The 19,775-nt window shown below is 47.2% G+C and carries 10 protein-coding genes; all 10 read left to right on the top strand.

The window, feature by feature from the left end; genetic code table 11:
* The first annotated feature begins 43 nt into the window (after window positions 1-43).
* A complete protein-coding gene (locus tag NNC77_RS13870; protein ID WP_254971385.1) occupies window positions 44-2,035 on the top strand; it encodes a glucosamine-6-phosphate deaminase in 1,992 nt (663 codons plus the stop codon).
* Window positions 2,036-2,059: 24 nt separating this feature from the next.
* Window positions 2,060-4,402: a family 20 glycosylhydrolase gene (locus NNC77_RS13875; RefSeq protein ID WP_254971383.1), complete on the top strand. Its 2,343-nt coding sequence runs from the start codon at window positions 2,060-2,062 to the stop codon at window positions 4,400-4,402.
* Window positions 4,403-4,411: 9 nt separating this feature from the next.
* Window positions 4,412-7,555, top strand: coding sequence for a glycoside hydrolase family 2 TIM barrel-domain containing protein (locus tag NNC77_RS13880; protein ID WP_254971382.1), 3,144 nt, complete (start codon window positions 4,412-4,414; stop codon window positions 7,553-7,555).
* 346 nt (window positions 7,556-7,901) lie between these two features.
* The gene (locus NNC77_RS13885; protein ID WP_022120874.1) at window positions 7,902-8,258 is read left to right on the top strand and encodes a P-II family nitrogen regulator; all 357 of its coding nucleotides are present in this window, start codon (window positions 7,902-7,904) and stop codon (window positions 8,256-8,258) included.
* Between the two features lie 63 nt (window positions 8,259-8,321).
* Complete coding sequence (locus NNC77_RS13890) at window positions 8,322-9,584, top strand: ammonium transporter (protein WP_118153030.1); 1,263 nt, start codon at window positions 8,322-8,324, stop codon at window positions 9,582-9,584.
* Between the two features lie 201 nt (window positions 9,585-9,785).
* On the top strand, window positions 9,786-10,505 hold the full coding sequence (locus tag NNC77_RS13895) for a hypothetical protein (protein ID WP_119228188.1): 720 nt from the start codon (window positions 9,786-9,788) through the stop codon (window positions 10,503-10,505).
* Between the two features lie 498 nt (window positions 10,506-11,003).
* Window positions 11,004-12,791 (top strand): asparagine synthase B, encoded by a 1,788-nt coding sequence (asnB, locus tag NNC77_RS13900; protein ID WP_254971379.1) that lies wholly within the window; start codon window positions 11,004-11,006, stop codon window positions 12,789-12,791.
* 81 nt (window positions 12,792-12,872) lie between these two features.
* Window positions 12,873-17,396 (top strand): glutamate synthase large subunit, encoded by a 4,524-nt coding sequence (gltB, locus tag NNC77_RS13905; RefSeq protein WP_254971377.1) that lies wholly within the window; start codon window positions 12,873-12,875, stop codon window positions 17,394-17,396.
* 19 nt (window positions 17,397-17,415) lie between these two features.
* Window positions 17,416-18,759: a glutamate synthase subunit beta gene (locus tag NNC77_RS13910; RefSeq protein ID WP_006848361.1), complete on the top strand. Its 1,344-nt coding sequence runs from the start codon at window positions 17,416-17,418 to the stop codon at window positions 18,757-18,759.
* Between the two features lie 97 nt (window positions 18,760-18,856).
* Window positions 18,857-19,258 (top strand): hypothetical protein, encoded by a 402-nt coding sequence (locus NNC77_RS13915; protein WP_334641699.1) that lies wholly within the window; start codon window positions 18,857-18,859, stop codon window positions 19,256-19,258.
* Window positions 19,259-19,775: the final 517 nt, after the last annotated feature.

A 19,775-nucleotide genomic window follows, 5' to 3' on the forward strand; every position in this document is an offset into this window, starting at 1 on the left:
AAAAAGAAAATATAACATAACCTATTTAAATATAGATAAAGATATGAGACTCAATCTTAGTTCACAAATCGTACTCAATAAAGTACCTGTGGAGTTCTACAGGCCAAAGACGACTGTAGAATATTCTGAAATCTCCAGAATGGAGAAGATTCATACAGACATCTTTGCCTCTATGACAGAAGGTGCCAGTCATGTAGCTGATAAAATAGAAGCAGGCATCAAGGCAGCACAGCAGGAAGGCAAATTCTATGTGATGGCGCTGGGCGCCGGTTCTTCTCTCTATTCTGTATACGATGAACTCGTTCACCGTTACAACGAGAAGACCCTGAGCTTCCGCAATGTTGTTGTATTCAATGCATACGAATATTATCCGCTTCAGAAGGACAGTTCTCTCCGTACCATCAACCAGTTGAAGGAGCGTTTCCTTGATCATGTGGATGTGGCTGAGCAGAACATCTTTACACTGGATGGTTTTGTGGCACAGGATGCCGTACAGGACAGTTGTCGTCTTTATGAGCAGCGTATCAAGACCTTTGGCGGTCTCGATGTAGCCCTTATAGGTATAGGCCGTTCGGGTAATATTGCTGCCAACGAGCCAGGTTCGGGCATCCAGTCGATGACCCGTATTATCCTCATCGGCAATACTTCTCGCGAAGAGATGGAGAACAGCGAGCAGACCAAGGAAACCATTCCTCCATGTTCGATCACCATGGGTATCGCTACCTTACTCTCTGCCAAGAGCATCTATCTGACAGCCTGGGGCGAAGAGAAGGCTTTGATTATGCAGAAGGTGGTGGAGAACTCTATCACAGATACCCTGCCGGCATCATTTCTCCAGACTCATCCGAATGCACATGTTGTCATCGACCTGGGTGCAGCTCACCATCTGACGCGTATCGAGCATCCATGGCTCGTAACTTCATGCCAGTGGAGTGATAAACTGGTGCGTTCGGCACTGGTATGGCTCTGCCAGAAACTCGGTAAGCCTATCCTGAAGTTGACCAATAAGGATTATAATGAGAACGGACTGAGCGAACTTCTGGCTCTCTATGGTTCAGCCTACAATGCCAATATCAAGATTTTCAATGATTTGCAGCATACCATTACCGGATGGCCAGGTGGTAAGCCAAATGCCGATGATACCTATCGTCCGGAGCGTGCAACACCATTCCCTAAGAAGGTTATCGTATTCTCTCCACACCCAGACGATGATGTTATCTCAATGGGAGGAACCATCCGTCGACTGGTACAGCAGAACCACGATGTGCATGTAGCTTACGAAACATCAGGAAACATTGCTGTGGGTGATGAGGAAGTAACAAGATTCATGCACTTTATCAATGGTTTCAACCAACTCTTTGCTGACTCAAAGGATAGTATCATCTCTAATAAATATAAGGAAATCAAGACCTTCTTTGCCAAGAAGAAGGAGAGTGATTTCGATACAAGAGATATCCTGACCATCAAGGGACTGATTCGCCGTGGTGAGGCTCGTATCGCTTGTACCTATAATGATATTCCGCTTGACCATGTCCACTTCCTCGACCTGCCATTCTATGAGAGCGGCAAGATAGAGAAGTTGCCTATGACCGAGAAGGATGTGGAGGTAGTGAGAGCTCTGTTGCAGAAGGTGCAGCCGCATCAGATTTATGTTGCCGGCGACCTTGCTGATCCTCACGGAACCCACAAGAAGTGTACTGATGCCGTTCTGGCAGCTATCGACGAAGAGAAGAAAGCGGGTGCAGAATGGTTGAAGGACTGTCGCATCTGGATGTATCGTGGTGCCTGGGCAGAATGGGAGATTGAGAATATCGAAATGTGTGTTCCTTTGAGCCCTGAGGAGTTGCGGGCAAAGCGTAACTCTATTCTCAAGCATCAGTCGCAGATGGAGAGTGCTCCTTTCTTGGGTAATGATGAGCGCCTGTTCTGGCAGAGAGCCGAGGACCGTAACCGTGCTACTGCATCGCTCTACGACCAGTTGGGTCTGGCATGCTATGAGGCCATGGAGGCTTTCGTGGAGTACAAACCATTGTAATACCTTATTAATATATTTAATGTTATGGCAAAGTTCAATCGTTTATTAGGCTCGTTTGTAGCCTGTGCAGCGATGCTGGGTGGTATCTCCACTCCGGCATCTGCTGCCGATATTAATATTATTCCGATACCGGTGAAGACTCTGGTACAGAAAGGGGAGTTCGTATTGCCACAGAAGGTGGTAATCGCTTACCAGACGGCTGAAGGCAGAAATATCGCCCAGTACATGGCAGACAAACTGAAGGCTTCTACAGGTTATGAGGTAACGGTAGGTGGAAAGAAGGGGAATATCTCTATACAGATTTCTCCTTCGCTGAAAATTGCCGAGGAAGGTTATCGCCTTACCGTAACCGCCAAGGGGGTTGTTATCAAGGCGAAGACCGCCAAGGGCGCCTTCTACGGTATGCAGAGTTTCATGCAGTTACTCCCTGCCCAGATAGAGAGCGCAACCCGGGTGGATGGGGTGAAATGGGTAGCACAATGCTGTGATATCCAGGATGCTCCACGCTTCGGCTACCGTGGATTCCATCTCGATCCATGCCGCCATTTCATTTCTGTCGAGAATGTGAAGAAGCAACTGGACCTGATGTCTATGTTCAAGGTGAACACCATGCACTTCCATCTGACGGAAGACCAGGGCTGGCGTATCGAAATCAAGAAATATCCTAAACTTACTTCTGTGGGCAGTATCCGTACCGAGGGCGATGGCTCTCTTTATGGCGGTTTCTATACTCAGGAACAGATTAAGGAAATAGTGGATTATGCTGCCAAACGCTATATTACCGTGATTCCGGAAATCGACCTTCCTGGTCACATGATGGCAGCTATCTCTGCTTATCCTTATCTTTCATGCAAAGGTGAGCAGTGGTCGTTGAGAACAGTTTGGGGTGTAGAGGATATCGTGATGTGTCCGGGCAAGGAAGATATGTTCCGCTTCCTGAATGACATCTTTAGTGAGATTGTTCCTCTCTTCCCGGGTAAGTACTTCCATATCGGTGGCGACGAGTGTCCGAAGACCAGTTGGAAAAACTGCCCTACCTGTCAGAAGCGTATTCAGACTGAGGGTTTGCAGGCAGAAGGAAAGCATTCGGCAGAGGAAAGACTGCAGAGCTACGTTATCAAACGCATAGAGAAAATGCTGGAGAAGCGTGGCAGAAAGATTATCGGATGGGACGAGATTCTGGAAGGCGGATTGAGTGAGAATGCTACCGTGATGTCATGGCGTGGAACGGAAGGAGGTATCGAGGCTGCCATGCAGAAGCATGATGTCATCATGACGCCGGGCAGCGACGGTATGTATCTCGACTGGTATCAGGGCGACAGCAAGGTGGAGCCTGTAACCATTCCTAGTCCTCCTAGATATCTGGCTTCTACCTATAATTATAATCCGGTACCTGATACCATCAAGGCGTTGGGACTGGCTCATCATATCCTGGGCGTTCAGTGTAACAACTGGTCGGAATATATGTATTCCAATGCCAAGATGGAGTATATGATGTATCCTCGTGCCATTGCTCTCTCTGAGATTGCATGGTCGCCAGTGAGCAGGAAAAACTTCAAGGATTTCTGCCGCCGACTGGATGCAAACTGTGTTCGTCTGGACGAGCGCCATATCCGTTATCATATCCCATTGCCTGAGCAGCCTTTCGGTTCTTGTGATAAGGTAGTCATTACTGGGGATACTGCGGTAACCTTTACCACCTCGCGTCCTATGAAGATGGTTTATACATTGGATGGAAGTACACCAACTCCTTCTTCTTCGGCTTATGCAGAGCCTATCAGGGTGAGTGGAAACACCATCATCAAGATAGCAACCATATTGCCTTCAGGCAAGATGAGCCGTATCAGAACCGTTGATGTTGAGAAGCAGACTTATGCTCCTGCTGTTAAGGTGGAGGGCGCAAAACCTGGTTTACAGATGAAGCGCATTAAGGGCAACTATCTGAAGGTTGACCAGCTGGAATGGGCTGATGCTGCCTGGGAGTGTGCAAACATCGAGGGCTTGGAGCAGATGAAGATTCAGCAGAAGGATGATGCTGCTACCTTGCGCGGTGCCAATAATTATGCAGCCATCGCTGAGGGCTACATCAATATTCCGGAGGATGGTGTCTATTATCTCTCTTCACGTCTGGAGCAGGTTTGGATTGATAACAAACTCATGATCAGCAACGAGGGGGATGTGAAGGCTGGTACCAATCATGATACTTCTGTAGCATTGGCTAAGGGATTGCATCCTTTCAAGGTGGTCTTCCTCAGCAATATCGTTGGCGGCTGGCCTTCATGGTGGAGCAGTCTCGGCATTGAAATGCGCAAGGACAGCGAACAGAAGTTTACACCAGTAGATAACTCTATGTTTTTCAGAAAATAATAAACAGATATGAGCATCAGAAATATAGCAAATGTATCGCTTTGCCTCGCCTTGCTGTCTGTCGGCAATGGCGTGGCGGCTCAGAACGAGTCGCGCTGGCATAATGTGGATATCAACCAGCAGAACCGCGAACCTCGCCGTGCTGCTTTCTTTGCATACGAGACCCTTGACAAAGCACAGAGTTTTGACAAGAAGAAGTCGGCCAACTATCTTTCGATGGAAGGCATGTGGAAGTTTAACTTCGTGAAGGATCATAACAAGCGTCCTGCCAACTTCTATGCAGCCAACTATGACGATTCGGAGTGGAAGGATTTCCCTGTACCGGGGCTGTTCGAACTGAACGGTTATGGAGATGCTACTTATAAGAATGTCGGTTATGCCTGGGCTACCCAGTTTGACCCAAATCCTCCATATATCAGCGAACTCAACAACTATACGGGTTCTTATCGTCGTACCTTCGAACTTCCTAAGGACTGGAAGGGCAAGGATGTCTATTTCCATGTTGGTTCGGCTACCAGCAACCTGACCCTTTGGGTGAACGGCAAGTATGTGGGATATAGTGAAGACAGCAAGGTGGCTGCCGAGTTTAATATCTCCAAGTATCTGAAGCCGGGCAAAAACCTGATAGCTATGCAGGTGATGCGCTGGTGCGATGGTTCTTATTTCGAGGATCAGGACTTCTGGCGCTTTACTGGTATAGCCCGTGAGGTTTATCTCTATGCACGTCCGAAACTTCATGCTGCCGATATCCGTCTTGATGCCGGTTTGATGAATAATTATCGGGATGGTATCCTGAACTATCAGATAGCGCTGAAGGGCGGCAAGACTGATGTGACTGTTGTCTTGTGTGATAAGGATGGCAAGCAAATAGCATCGGCTACCGGAGCTCAGGGTGTAATCAAAGTACCGAAGGTGAAGGCTTGGACTGCTGAGACACCTTATTTATATAAGGTATACATCTCTCTGAAGAATAAGCAGGGGGTAGCGGAGGTGATTCCGCAGAAGGTGGGCTTCCGCAATGTGGAAATCAAGAACGCCCAGTTGCTGGTGAACGGCAAGCCTGTACTGATTAAGGGTGCCAACCGGCATGAAATAGATCCGGATGGTGGATATGTGGTAAGTGTAGAGCGCATGATTCAGGATATCAGAATCATGAAACAGTTGAACATCAATGCGGTTCGTACCTGCCATTATCCTGACGATCCTCGCTGGTATGAACTCTGTGATGAATACGGACTGTATCTTACTGCTGAGGCTAACCTCGAATCTCATGGTATGGGATATGAGGAAAAATCACTCGCTAAGTTCCCTAAGTATCTCCAGACTCACATCGAGCGCAATGAAGGTAATGTGAAAAGTTTTATCAATCACCCTTCTATCATCGTATGGAGTTTGGGTAATGAGTGTGGTTACGGCATCAACTTCGAAAAGACCTATGACTGGGTGAAAGCGCTCGACAAGACCCGTCCTGTTCAGTATGAGCGTGGCGGTTATGACAGCAAGACTGATATTTACTGTCCGATGTATATCGACTACGAGGAGAGTGAGAAATATTGCAAGAGTGATGGTGTTAAACCATACATCCAGTGCGAATATGCTCATGCCATGGGTAATTCGGAAGGTGGTTTCAAGGAATATTGGGACCTTATCCGTAAGTATCCTAAGTATCAGGGTGGCTATATCTGGGACTTCGTAGATCAGGGCATTCGTGACAAGAGTCCTGTCACCGGTAAGGAAATCTTTACTTATGGTGGAGATTACGGCCGCTATCCGGCAAGTGACTATAACTTCAACTGTAATGGTATCATTGCTCCAGACCGCCGTCTGAATCCTCATGCTTACGAGATTCAGTACTATCATCAGAATGTATGGATCAAGGACCTGGATGCTGTGAATGGTGCTTTCAAGGTTTACAACGAGAACTTCTTCAAGAATATCGATGACTTGAACCTGACCGCTACGGTTTATGCCAATGGTGTGAAACTGGCTACAGTTGAGATTCCTGAAACAAAGGGTATTGCTCCTCAGGCTACCAAACTGATCAAGAGTGATGAACTGAAGTATGCGGTGGCTGAGGCTGAATCGAAGCATGCAAAGGAGGAGATTGTTCTTAACTTTGCTTTTGCAAGCGATGGCACACAGCCGCTGGTAGACAAGGGCCAGGTGATGGCTCGCCAGCAGTTTATCATCAGCGATTATCAGTTTGCCAAACCGGCGGTTCCTGCTGTTGCTGCTGCGCCAACCAAGAAGGGTAAGGTGCAGGAGACAAGCAGTATGGAGGTGGAGGAAACCAACTCTTATGTGAAGGTCAGCGCACAGAGAATGTCTGTTACCATAGGCAAGAAGACGGGTATGATAGATTATCTCGATGTAGATGGTGAACCGATGTTGAAGTTCCGTGAGAGTATGACTCCGGAATTCTGGCGTGCTCCTACCGATAATGACTATGGTGCATCTCTGCAGAAGGAGATGAGAGTATGGAAGAACCCGCAGATGACTCTGAAGTCTTTCGACAAAAATGTGAGTAAGGACAATGTGGTGCTGACAGCTCTCTTCGATATGCCTGAAGTGAAAGCTCAGCTGATGCTCCGCTATGACATCAGTGCTGCGGGCGAGGTGAATGTTACCCAGAAGATGACTACCGACAAGGAGGTTCAGGTTGCCGATCTGTTCAGATTCGGTCTGCAGTTGCAGATGCCTGCTACTTTCTCTAAGCTCGAGTATTATGGTAGAGGTCCTGAAGAGAACTACGTAGATCGTCTTTCTTCTGCTTTTATCGGCAAGTACGAGTCTGACGTGAAGGATGAATATTATCCATATATCCGTCCGCAGGAGAGTGGTAACCATACCGATATCCGCTATTTCTCTATCTTTAATCCAACCACCGGCAAGGGGATTACCTTCGAGGGGTATGAACCTATGGAGTGCAGTGCCATCCCTTATCTGGTAGAGGATTTGGATTCTGGTATCGAGAAGACGCATGCATGGGGACAACACAGTGGTGATCTGGTGGATAAGGGACTCGTGCAGTTGCATATCCAGAAATGCCAGTATCCATTGGGCTGCATCGACAGTTGGATGACCAAGCCTATGGAGAAGTATCGTCTCCATTATGCTGATCGTGAATTTACATTCAAAATAAAGGCAAAATAAAATTTCCGTTATAAAACTCAGATATATGCGGAAATACGGGTATAAGATTAAGTTTAAATAATAAAGTGACCCTAGTTTTAGGGTTGAGAGTTTGTTTTTAGGTTTGCCGCTTGAGGGGTCTTTGGGGCCTTTCAAGCGGTTTTTTATTGTTTGTTTCAAAATGAAACGAATAATGTGCAATTTGCTTTCATTTTGTTCTGTATTTTAAAAAGAACTATACAAAATAATAACTAAACGAAAATATTAATATCAAAAAGTAAATAATATCGTGAAATATTAAGCAAAATGTCGTACCTTTGCACCAGAAAATAAACAAAATGTAAATTAATTAATAGGAGAGATTAACATGAAAAAGATTGAAGCAATCATCCGTAAGACTAAGTTTGAGGATGTAAAGGAAGCTTTGCTTGCCGCCGACATTGAGTGGTTCTCTTACTACGATGTAAGAGGAGAGGGCAAGATGAGACAGGCTCGAATCTATCGTGGTGTCATGTATGATACCAGTAGTATCGAGCGAGTGTTGCTGAATATTGTCGTGCGCGACAAGAACGTAGAGAAAACGATTAATGCCATCCAGGAGGCTGCCCGTACAGGCGAGATTGGTGATGGTCGAATCTTTGTAATTCCTGTAGAGGATACCGTAAGAATCCGTACAGGTGAAAGAGGCGACATCGCTCTCTATAATGCTGAGCAGGAGAAATAAAATGCTAATTGGAGGAGAGAGAATAGTTTTCAGGTTTAAAGAACACTTTAAAGATTTTATGTTATGAGTGTACAGGATTTAGGAATTTCAGTAGATACCGTATGGATGCTCTTGGCAGCCATGTTGGTCTTTTTCATGCAGCCGGGATTTGCCCTCTGCGAGGCGGGCTTTACCCGTAGTAAAAATACAGCGAACATCTTGTTTAAGAACTTTGTCGATTTTATGATCGGTTCCGTTCTCTTCTGGTTCGTAGGTTTCGGATTTATGTTTGGTAGTGATGGCGCCGGTTTCATCGGTATGCCTAACTTCGGCGATTTGTCTTTCTATACAAATGCAGCCGGTCTTCCTACTGAAGGCTTCCTGATGTTTGAAACCGTATTCTGCGCTACTAGTGCTACCATCGTTTCAGGTGCTATGGCAGAACGTACCAAGTTCTCCATGTACTGCGTTTACTCATTCTTCATTTCATTGATTATCTACCCTGTAGAGGGTCACTGGACATGGGGTGGCGGTTGGCTTTGCAACAGCGAGGCAGGTTCGTTCATGATGAACACCTTCGGTGCAGCCTTCCATGATTTCGCAGGTTCTGCCATCGTACATAGTGTTGGTGGTGTTCTTGCCTTGGTTGGTGCTATCTGCTTAGGTCCTCGTCTTGGTAAGTATCGCAATGGTAAGAGTACTGCTATCCCAGGTCACAACCTGATGGCTGCTGCTCTTGGTGTATTCATCCTCTGGTTCGGCTGGTTCGGTTTCAACCCTGGTTCTCAGCTCGCTGCTTCTGGTGAGGTTAACCGTGTTGCCATCAGTCACGTATTCCTGACAACCAACTTGGCTGCAGTCTGCGGTGGTTTGGGTACCATGTTCACATCTTGGATTAAGTATGGCAAGCCATCATTCTCATTGACATTGAATGGTATCTTGGCTGGTTTGGTAGCCATTACTGCTGGTTGCGATTTGGTTAGTCCATTGGGTTCAGCCATCATCGGTCTCTTGGCAGGTATCATCTTGGTATTCTCTATTGAGTTCATTGATACCAAGCTTCATATTGATGACCCTGTAGGTGCAAGTTCTGTACATGGTGTTTGTGGTATCTTCGGTACCTTGATGACTGGTCTCTTCGCTCTTGATGGTGGCGCCTTCTATGGTGGTGGCTTCGGATTCTTCGGTGCTCAGTGCTTCGGTATCCTCTGCATCGACCTTTGGGCAGCCGTAACAGGTATCATCCTCTTCTGGGGTATCAAGAAGATTGCTGGTCTCCGTGTTGACAAGAGAATCGAGGAAGAAGGTCTCGATATCTATGAGCATGGTGAGAGTTGCTACAACTAAAGAAACTTTCATATAGCGAGCGAGAGAGATTTTTCAGCAGAAGTTTTGGCGAGCAGAGTTTTATTAGTACCATTGAATAAGGTACGCTGCATCTCAACAATATAAATAAATCGCGATTTATTTTGTGTTGTCTTCGATTTGCAGTACCTTTGCTGCCGAAACTTTTAAAAACAAAAATGTATCACATAAAAATAAGAGAATATGAAGAAGATTTTTGATATAAAGAAGATGGGTGCCCTTGCACTCGGTTTGGTTGCTTTTGCTCCTGCTGCTTCTGCTCAGGATGAGGTTGAAACTACAATCGCTGCAGATGTTGTAAACCAGTATTACTGGCGTGGTCAGTCACTGGGAGAAGTCTCTTTGCAGCCAACACTCGGTATTGGTTACAAGGGCTTGTCTCTGACAGCTTGGGGAAGTGTAGGTATCTCTCAGCCAGAGGATACTAAGGAGTTTGACCTTACCTTGGCTTATGAAACCGGTGGTTTCCATATCGGCGTGACCGATTACTGGTTCAACTCTCCTAACGAGAAGTATTTCGCCTATAAGGCACATGAAACTTCTCATGTTTTTGAGGCAAATGTAGGTTATGACTTTGGTCCAGTTGCCTTGAACTGGTACACCAACTTTGCAGGCAATGATGGATTAAATAAGGATGGTGACCGTGCTTATTCTTCATATGTTGAGGCTACAGCCCCATTCAAGTTGGGCGGTTGTGATTGGGCAGCAAGTATAGGCGCAGTTCCATTTGCAACATCTTTCTATGGTGATGCCAATGGTTTTGCAGTTACCAATGTTTCACTGAAAGCTACCAAGGATTTGAAGATTACAGATTCTTTCTCTGTTCCAGTCTTCGCTCAGGTAGCTGCTAACCCTAGCACAGAAAAAGCTTATCTGGTAGTAGGTTTTACCTTGCAGCCATAATAGGCTCTTAGGTTTTACGATATAATCTTACGTTGGTAGGTTTAAGTTTTTATTTTTTATTTTAAATGCCGATAGTTCCGTCAAAGAGCTATCGGCATTTCTTTGTATGATATGGGGGGTAAGAAACTGTGTATAATGCCCTGAATACTTTGTTGCATATCTATGAGCGTATAATATGCCCTGGATACGCTTTGTTTATCTTAAAAATGATAGTATTTTACAGATTGTAATTAAATAGTATATTTTTCTTTTCAGTTTACCATATGTTTTAATCTAATATGCGTTAATATGTTATTGTTGTGATAAAGTAAAGACAAAATGCTACTATTCTTTTCTTTATTCTAACAAAAAGTTGTAATTTTGCACCCGAAACATAGCAAAAAGTAATTTTAAGCTTTGCTTTTGCTTGGTTTGCTCCTAAAAGAATGGATTGGACATGCCAAGGTGAATAAGAGAGAATAATAGTTAAAAATAACCGTAAAAGAAAGGAAAAGATTTATGTGTGGAATCGTATCTATCTTCAATATTCAGGAGCAGACTCCTGAATTGCGACAGCAAGCGCTTCGTATGAGCCAGAAGATTCGCCATCGCGGACCAGACTGGAGTGGAATCTACTGTGGTGGTTCTGCTATCCTGGCACATGAGCGTCTGAGTATTGTTGACCCTGAAAGTGGTCGCCAACCTTTGTTTGCACCAGACAAGAAACAGGTGCTTGCCGTAAACGGTGAGATTTATAATCATCAGGATATCCGTGCCCGTTTTGCCGGAAAGTACCAGTATCAGACTGGTTCCGACTGCGAGGTGATTCTTTCTCTCTATCGTGAGATGCGAGCAGATTCCGACTTTGATTCCTTAATATATAAAGGTGAGGATGCGCTCCACGCCCGTATCTCCAAGATGCTTGAAGAGCTGAACGGTATCTTTGCCTTCGCCCTTTACGATGCCGAACGTGATGAGTTTCTCATCGCCCGCGACTCTATCGGTGTTATTCCTCTTTATATTGGTTATGATAAGGATGGAAAAGTGCTGGTGGCAAGCGAGTTGAAGGCTTTGGAAGGTCAGTGCGACCACTACGAGCCATTCCTCCCGGGCCATTATTATTATAGCAAGAACCCTGGCATGAAGCGTTACTATACACGCGATTGGTTTGAGTATGCTGCCATGCAGAAAAAATATCAGATTGATGATGCCAAGAAGGCTGAAGAACAGCTGAAGGATGCTGAACCTCAGGAGAAAGCGGCAGTGAAAGAGATTCATGATGCTTTGGAGGCTTCTGTCAAACGTCAGTTGATGAGTGATGTTCCTTATGGTGTCCTTCTCAGTGGTGGTCTTGATTCTTCTGTCATCTCTGCCATAGCCGAGAAATATTCTTCTACCCGTGTGGAGAACGGTGGCGAAACCAAGGCCTACTGGCCACGTCTGCACTCCTTCGCCGTAGGTTTGAAGGGTGCGCCTGATTTGGCAAAGGCACGACTGGTAGCCGAGCACATCGGAACCGTGCATCACGAAATCAACTACACCATCCAGGAGGGTTTGGATGCCATCCGCGATGTCATCTACTTCATCGAGACCTACGATGTAACCACCGTGCGTGCCTCTACCCCGATGTATCTGCTGGCGAGAGTCATCCGCAGCATGGGTATCAAGATGGTGCTTTCGGGCGAGGGTGCCGACGAGGTGTTCGGAGGCTATCTCTACTTCCACAAGGCACCTGATGCCAAGGCTTTCCACGAGGAAACCGTGCGCAAGCTGGGCAAGCTCTATCTCTACGATTGCCTGAGAGCCAACAAAAGTCTGGCTGCATGGGGCATCGAGGGCCGTGTGCCTTTCCTTGACAAGGAGTTCCTGGATGTAGCCATGGGCATGAACCCGGTATTGAAGATGTGTCCGGATAAGACCATCGAGAAGAAGGTGGTTCGTGAGGCTTTCGCCGATCTGCTTCCTGAAGAAGTGGCATGGCGCCAGAAGGAGCAGTTCTCAGATGGTGTGGGCTATTCATGGATTGATACCCTGAAGCAGATTACCGCATCTGCCGTCAGCGATGAGCAGATGGCGCATGCTGCTGAGCGATTCCCTATCAACCCTCCACAGAATAAGGAGGAGTATTATTATCGTTCTATCTTCGCCGAGCATTTCCCAAGCGACAGCGCTGCCAAGAGCGTACCTAGTGTGCCAAGCGTAGCATGTTCTACAGCCGAAGCCCTTGCCTGGGATGCCTCATTCAAGAACCAGAACGACCCTAGCGGCAGAGCCGTGGCGGGAGTTCACGAACAGGCGTATAAATAAGTGAAGAGTGAAGAATCACTTTGCACTTCATATTTAAGTAATAAAAATAGTTAGAAATAACCGATATAAAACGAACAAGAAATGGAAAAAGGATTGTACAGTTCAGCCTATGAGCACGATGCGTGTGGCGTAGGTATGGTGGTGAATATCCACGGTAACAAGAGTCATGAGCTGGTTGATAACGCCTTGAAGGTACTCGAGAACATGCGTCATCGTGGTGCAGAGGGTGCCGATAACAAGACGGGTGATGGTGCCGGTATCATGCTCCAGATTCCACATGAGTTTATTCTTCTTCAGGGTATCCCAGTGCCAGAAAAAGGTAAATATGGTACGGGTCTCGTCTTCTTGCCTAAGGATGAGAAGAAACAGCAGGATATTCTCTCTATCATGATTGAGGAAATTGAACGCGAGGGATTGCAGCTGATGCATCTCCGCAATGTGCCTACTAACCCTGATTGTTTGGGTGAGGCTGCTTCGAGTAACGAACCAGCTATCAAACAGGTGTTTATCACAGGTGTTACAGATGATAAGGTGCCTGTCTTTGAGCGCACCCTCTATCTTATCCGTAAACGTATTGAGAAACGTGTCAGTGATCCTGATTTCTATATTTGTTCGTTGTCTAATTCGAACATCGTATATAAGGGTATGTTGAGCAGCCTCCAGTTGCGCCAATATTATCCTGACTTGACCAATAATTATTTCACAAGCGGTCTGGCTCTGGTTCACTCCCGCTTCTCTACCAACACCTTCCCAACATGGAGTCTGGCGCAGCCATTCCGTCTCCTTGCCCATAATGGTGAGATCAACACCATCCGTGGCAACCGTGCCTGGATGAAGGCTCGTGAGAGTGTGTTGAGCAGTGAGGCTTTGGGCGATATCCGTGAGATTTCTCCTATCGTTCAGCCTAACATGAGTGACTCTGCCAGCCTCGATAATGTTTTCGAGTTCTTCGTGATGAGCGGTTTGTCATTGCCTCATGCCATGGCTGTCATGGTGCCTGAGAGCTTCAATGACAAGAACCCTATCTCTGAGGATCTGAAGGCATTCTATGAGTACCACTCTATCCTGATGGAGCCATGGGATGGTCCTGCCGCCCTGCTCTTCAGCGATGGCCGCTACGCCGGTGGTATGCTCGATAGAAATGGTTTGCGCCCTGCCCGCTACACCATCACCAAGAACGATATGATGGTAGTCGCATCTGAGGTAGGTGTGATGGATTTCGATCCTACTGAGATTGCCGAGAAGGGTCGTCTGCAGCCTGGTAAGATTCTCCTCATCGATACACAGGAAGGTAAGATCTACTACGATGGTGAAATCAAGGAGCGCCTGGCTGCCCAGCATCCATATCGCCAGTGGTTGAACACCAACCGTATTGAACTGGAGAAACTTCGCAGTGGTCGTAAGGTGGAAAATGGTGTGGATAACCTCACTCGCAAGGAATTGGAATTCGGCTTTGGCGAGGAAGATATCGACGGTACTATCATCCCAATGGCTACCAAGGGTCAGGAACCTACTGCTTCTATGGGTAATGATACTCCGCTTGCCGTACTTTCCGACCAGCCACAGATCTTCTTCAACTACTTCCGTCAGCAGTTTGCTCAGGTTACCAACCCTGCCATCGACTCCATCCGTGAGAACCTCGTGATGAGTCTTACCGAGTATATCGGTAGAGTGGGTTCCGGCATTCTGAACCCGGACGAAAGCAACTGCAAGATGGTTCGCTTGCCACATCCTATCCTGACCAATACCCAGCTGGATATCCTTCAGAATATCCGCTACAAGGGATTCAATACCGTCAAGCTCCACATGCTCTTCGAAACCGCCAAGGGCGAAGAAGGACTGCATGAGGCTCTGGATGAACTCTGCAAGCAGGCAGCACAGAGCGTGGATGATGGTTACAACTATATCATCCTCTCCGACCGTGGTGTGGACGAGACTCATGCCGCCATCCCATCATTACTCGCAGTAAGCGCCGTACATCATTATCTGATTGATGCCGGCAAGCGTGTGCAGACAGCCCTCATCGTTGAGAGCGGTGAGATTCGTGAGGTAATGCACGCAGCCCTGTTGCTGGGTTACGGTGCATCAGCCCTCTGTCCATATCTGACATACGCCATCCTCGACGACCTGGTCAAGAAGGGAAAGATTCAGGAGGATTACCATACAGCCGAGCAGAACTACATCAAGGCTGTGAAGAAGGGCTTGTTCAAGATTATGGCTAAGATGGGTATCTCTACCATCCGAAGCTATCGTGGTGCCAAGATCTTCGAGAGCATCGGTTTGAGCGAGAGCCTCCTGAAGAGCTACTTCGGAACAGAGGTGAGCACTATCGGCGGTATCGGACTTGAGACCATCGCCCGTGATGCCATCCGCCTGCACGACAAGGCATTCGAGATCAAGAAGCTCGAGTTCCTGCCAAGTATGGGACAGTTCCACTACCGCAAGGACGGTATCAAGCACGCTTGGAACCCAGAGACCATCGCCACCCTGCAGCTCGCAACCCGCAAGGGCGATTATGATCTCTTCAAGAAATATACACATCTCGTTGACGATAAGCAGGAGCCTATCTTCATCCGCGACTTCTTCAGCTTCCGCAAGAATCCTATCTCTATAGATAAGGTGGAGCCGGTAGAGGAAATCGTGAAGCACTTCGTTACCGGTGCGATGAGTTTCGGTGCCCTCTCCAAAGAGGCTCACGAGGCAATGGCACTCGCCATGAACGCCCTCGGTGCCCGAAGCAATACCGGTGAAGGTGGTGAGGATAACGAACGATTCCATTCTACACAGGATGGCATCAGCCTCTCAAGCAAGACCAAGCAGGTGGCTTCCGGTCGATTCGGTGTGACTACAGAATATTTGGTAAATGCAGAGGAAATCCAGATCAAGGTGGCACAGGGTGCTAAACCGGGTGAGGGTGGTCAGTTGCCTGGCTTCAAGGTTAACGAGGTCATCGCCAAGACCCGTCACTCTATCCCTGGCATCAGCTTGATTTCTCCTCCACCTCATCACGATATCTACAGTATCGAGGATTTGGCTCAGCTCATCTTCGACCTCAAGAATGTAAACCCTAAGGCGGCTATCTCTGTGAAGTTGGTTGCTGAGAGTGGTGTGGGTACCATCGCTGCCGGTGTGGCTAAGGCAAAGGCCGACCTCATCGTTATCTCTGGTGCTGAGGGTGGTACAGGTGCCAGCCCTGCATCAAGTATGCGTTTCGCTGGTATCTCTCCTGAAATCGGACTTTCTGAAACCCAGCAGACTCTTGTGAAGAATGGTCTTCGTGGTCAGGTTCGTCTGCAGGTAGATGGTCAGTTGAAGAGCGGTCGTGACATCATCCTGATGGCTTTGCTCGGTGCTGAGGAATTCAGTTTCGGTACTGCCGCCCTCATCGTATTGGGTTGTGTCATGATGCGTAAGTGTAATCTGAATACCTGTCCTATGGGTGTTGCTACACAGGATCCTAAGCTCCGTGCGCACTTCCGTGGCAGCTACAAGTATCTTATCAACTACTTCCGCTTCCTCGCCGAGGAGGTTCGTGAGTATCTGGCTGAGATGGGGTACACCTCATTGAACGATATCATCGGTCATACCGAGCTCATTGTCCGCAAGAAGGATGAGGAGGTTGTTCCTACCGAGGGTGCTGATGCCGTAGAGCCAGAGGTGGCCAAGAGCATCAAGGAGAAGGCCGACTTGCTCGATTTCTCCCGTCTCTTGCATCGTGAGACAGGTCATTGCTCGCTCTATCATACTACCGAGCAGATTCATGACCTCGACAATGTACTCGACCAGCAGTTGATTCGTGGTGCACAGCGTGCCATCGAGAATCAGGAAGAAGTGAACCTCGATTTTGCCATCAAGAATACCGACCGTGCTGCCGGTGTGATGCTGAGCGGTATGATTGCCGAGAAATATGGTGAGGCTGGTCTTCCAGACAAGACCGTGAACGTGAAGTTCAAGGGTTCTGCAGGTCAGAGCTTCGGTGCCTTCCTGGTGAAGGGAGTAGATTTCAAGCTCGAGGGTGAGACCAATGACTATTTCGCCAAGGGACTTTCAGGAGGTCGTGTTTCCATCCTTCCTCCTATCCGCAGCAACTTCTCTGCCGAGGATAACATCATCGCCGGTAACACCGGATTGTATGGTGCCACAAGCGGTGAGTTGTATATCAATGGTAAGGTAGGCGAGCGCTTCGGTGTTCGTAACTCCGGTGCCATCGCCGTGATTGAGGGTGCTGGCGACCACTGCTGCGAGTATATGACGGGTGGTAGAGTAGTAGTGCTCGGTGAAACCGGCCGTAACTTCGCCGCTGGTATGAGTGGTGGTGTTGCCTATGTATGGGATAAGAACCACAACTTCGATTACTTCTGTAACATGGATATGGTGGAGATCAACCTCGTGGAGGACAGCACCTATCGCAAGGAGTTGCACGAGCTGATCCGTCAGCATTATCTCTACACCGGCAGTAAGCTTGCCCGTACCATGCTCGACGACTGGAACCACTACGTAGAGGATTTCATCCAGGTAGTGCCAATCGAGTACAAGCGAGTTCTCCAGGAGGAACAGGTAAAGAAGTTGCAGCAGAAGATTGCGGATATGCAGCGAGATTACTAATTTTAAAATTAGAAAAAAGATGGGAAATCCAAAAGCATTTTTGACTATACCTCGCAAGGAAGCAGGTTATAGACCAATTCACGATAGAATCCTCGACTTCAGCGAGGTAGAACAGACTTTGAATAGCAACGACCGCCGACAGCAGGCTTCACGTTGCATGGATTGTGGCGTGCCTTTCTGCCACTGGGCTTGTCCGCTGGGCAACAAGGCACCGGAGTGGAATGATGCCCTCTACAAGGGCGATTGGGAGCAGGCTTACCGTCTCCTCAATTCCACCAACGACTTCCCGGAGTTCACAGGACGCATCTGTCCTGCACTCTGTGAGAAGGCGTGTGTATTGAATCTCATGGATCATGAGCCAACCACCAACCGTGAGGATGAGTGTGCCATCGTGGAGCACGCCTTCTCTGAGGATTATGTACATGTTGAGATTCCTGAGCGTAATGGCAAGACGGTGGCTGTCATCGGTGCCGGTCCTGCGGGATTGGTAGCTGCCAACCAGTTGAACCATAAGGGATATAAGGTAACAGTATTCGAGGCACGTGAGAATGCCGGTGGTCTGTTGCGTTATGGTATTCCTAACTTCAAACTTAACAAGAGCATCATCGACCGCCGTCTTCGTCTTCTCGAAGAGGAGGGCATCGAGTTCAGATACAATCAGCAGATTGATGTAACTAAATTGCCAGAAGGCTTCGATGCCTATGTGGTATCTACCGGTACGCCAACGGCACGCGACCTGAAGATTCCTGGAAGAGAGCTGAAGGGTGTTTATTTCGCCCTCGAACTGCTTTCTCAACAGAATCGTATCCTTGCCGGTATGGAGTTCTCTAAGGACGAACTGGTTAACTGCAAGGGCAAGGATGTGTTGGTAATCGGTGGTGGTGATACGGGTTCCGACTGTATCGGTACTGCTCATCGTCAGGGTTGCAAGAGCGTAACCCAGATAGAAATCATGCCGAAGCCTGTAGAAGGCCCTGAGGATCCTAAGAATCCTTGGCCAAACTGGCCTCGCACCCTGAAGACCACTTCAAGTCATGAGGAAGGCTGTACTCGCCGCTGGAACATCAACTCTCTGGAGTTCCTCGGAAAGAATGGCAAGTTGACAGGCGTGAAGGTTCAGCCTATTGATTGGAAACCAAACCCTGAGGGTGGTCGTCCACTGATGGTAGAGGCAGGCGAGCCGGAAATCATCAAGGCAGAGGCCGTATTCCTGGCCATGGGCTTCCTGAAGCCACAGCAGCCTGAATTTGCCGAGAATGTATTCGTGGCAGGCGATGCAGCAAGCGGTGCCTCTCTGGTAGTACGCGCCATGGCAAGCGGCAGAAAGATTGCTGCCCAGGTAGATAAGTTCCTGAACAAATAAATCGGTTATTTTTAACTATAAGTGTAGGGAGGTTGACCTCAGTGATGAGGCTTTCCTCCCTTTTTCTTTCCTCCCTCTCCTTTGTCTTCTGAGCACAATGAAAAAGAAATTATCAGCTGTTCTCTTGGCGTTGGCGGCCTCTATGCCAATGACTGCACAGAATCTTGTAAAGGGAAATTATGGTTATCTCTATTGTCATATGAGCGATAAGGGGGAGTGGACAGCCTACGCTATTTCCCGTGATGGTTACAACTATCAGGACATCAATGGCGGCAACCCTATCTTCAATCCAGAAGAGCATGCCCGCATTAAAGGCGGAACCCGTGATGCTTACATCACCCGTATGCATAATGGTAAAGGATACATCATGGTTACCACCGATATGTGCGTGCGCAAGAGTCACAAATGGGACAACTATGGTATCGATTTCCTGAAGAGCGATGGTCTCTACCACATGCTCATCAAGAAAGAGGGTGGAAAGAGTGGTAAAAACTATTGAAATGGAATCAAGAATTAAAAAATATAGAAAAATAAGTGGATTTATTGTTAAGTGCATAGCTGGATAGAATGTTTAGGGGGATGCTTGTGTAGGTTTAGATAAGATAAAAAATATGTTATTGCGCGCGTACATTATAATAAAGAAGGAAAATTCGTATGCATGTCTCTCTATTCTACATGCTCCTAGTTAAATCTATCACAGGTGTATTTCCTAATTTGAAATGTAGTTTTTATGTAGTCCTTTAAAATAGGCAGAAATAGCTTCTAAAATGGGCTTATTTGTTTATATATGTTAAAATACAGCTAAAATCTCAACTTTTTTGCGAAAAGATTTGGTGGAATGAAAAATAGTTAGTACTTTTGCACTCGCTTTTGAGAAATGCACTTTCTCTTAGCAATAAAGAAAGAGTTCTTTGAAAGATTTTACATAAACAGACAAGTAGTACAAGAAGCGGTTAACTTCTTAGAAATAAGAAAGTTGACTGGGTAAAAGAAACGAACCGTCAAGCAATTGACAA

Origin of the sequence: Segatella copri, from assembly GCF_024330485.1 — a bacterium.
GTDB classification, from domain to species: Bacteria; Bacteroidota; Bacteroidia; order Bacteroidales; family Bacteroidaceae; genus Prevotella; species Prevotella copri_L.

What these genes read in the sequence shown, in the direction of transcription:
- NNC77_RS13870 (WP_254971385.1), top strand. Translation starts at nt 44, where the DNA reads ATGAGACTCAATCTTAGTTCACAAATCGTACTCAATAAAGTACCTGTG.
- NNC77_RS13875 (WP_254971383.1), top strand. Translation starts at nt 2,060, where the DNA reads ATGGCAAAGTTCAATCGTTTATTAGGCTCGTTTGTAGCCTGTGCAGCG.
- NNC77_RS13880 (WP_254971382.1), top strand. Translation starts at nt 4,412, where the DNA reads ATGAGCATCAGAAATATAGCAAATGTATCGCTTTGCCTCGCCTTGCTG.
- NNC77_RS13885 (WP_022120874.1), top strand. Translation starts at nt 7,902, where the DNA reads ATGAAAAAGATTGAAGCAATCATCCGTAAGACTAAGTTTGAGGATGTA.
- NNC77_RS13890 (WP_118153030.1), top strand. Translation starts at nt 8,322, where the DNA reads ATGAGTGTACAGGATTTAGGAATTTCAGTAGATACCGTATGGATGCTC.
- NNC77_RS13895 (WP_119228188.1), top strand. Translation starts at nt 9,786, where the DNA reads ATGAAGAAGATTTTTGATATAAAGAAGATGGGTGCCCTTGCACTCGGT.
- asnB (WP_254971379.1), top strand. Translation starts at nt 11,004, where the DNA reads ATGTGTGGAATCGTATCTATCTTCAATATTCAGGAGCAGACTCCTGAA.
- gltB (WP_254971377.1), top strand. Translation starts at nt 12,873, where the DNA reads ATGGAAAAAGGATTGTACAGTTCAGCCTATGAGCACGATGCGTGTGGC.
- NNC77_RS13910 (WP_006848361.1), top strand. Translation starts at nt 17,416, where the DNA reads ATGGGAAATCCAAAAGCATTTTTGACTATACCTCGCAAGGAAGCAGGT.
- NNC77_RS13915 (WP_334641699.1), top strand. Translation starts at nt 18,857, where the DNA reads ATGAAAAAGAAATTATCAGCTGTTCTCTTGGCGTTGGCGGCCTCTATG.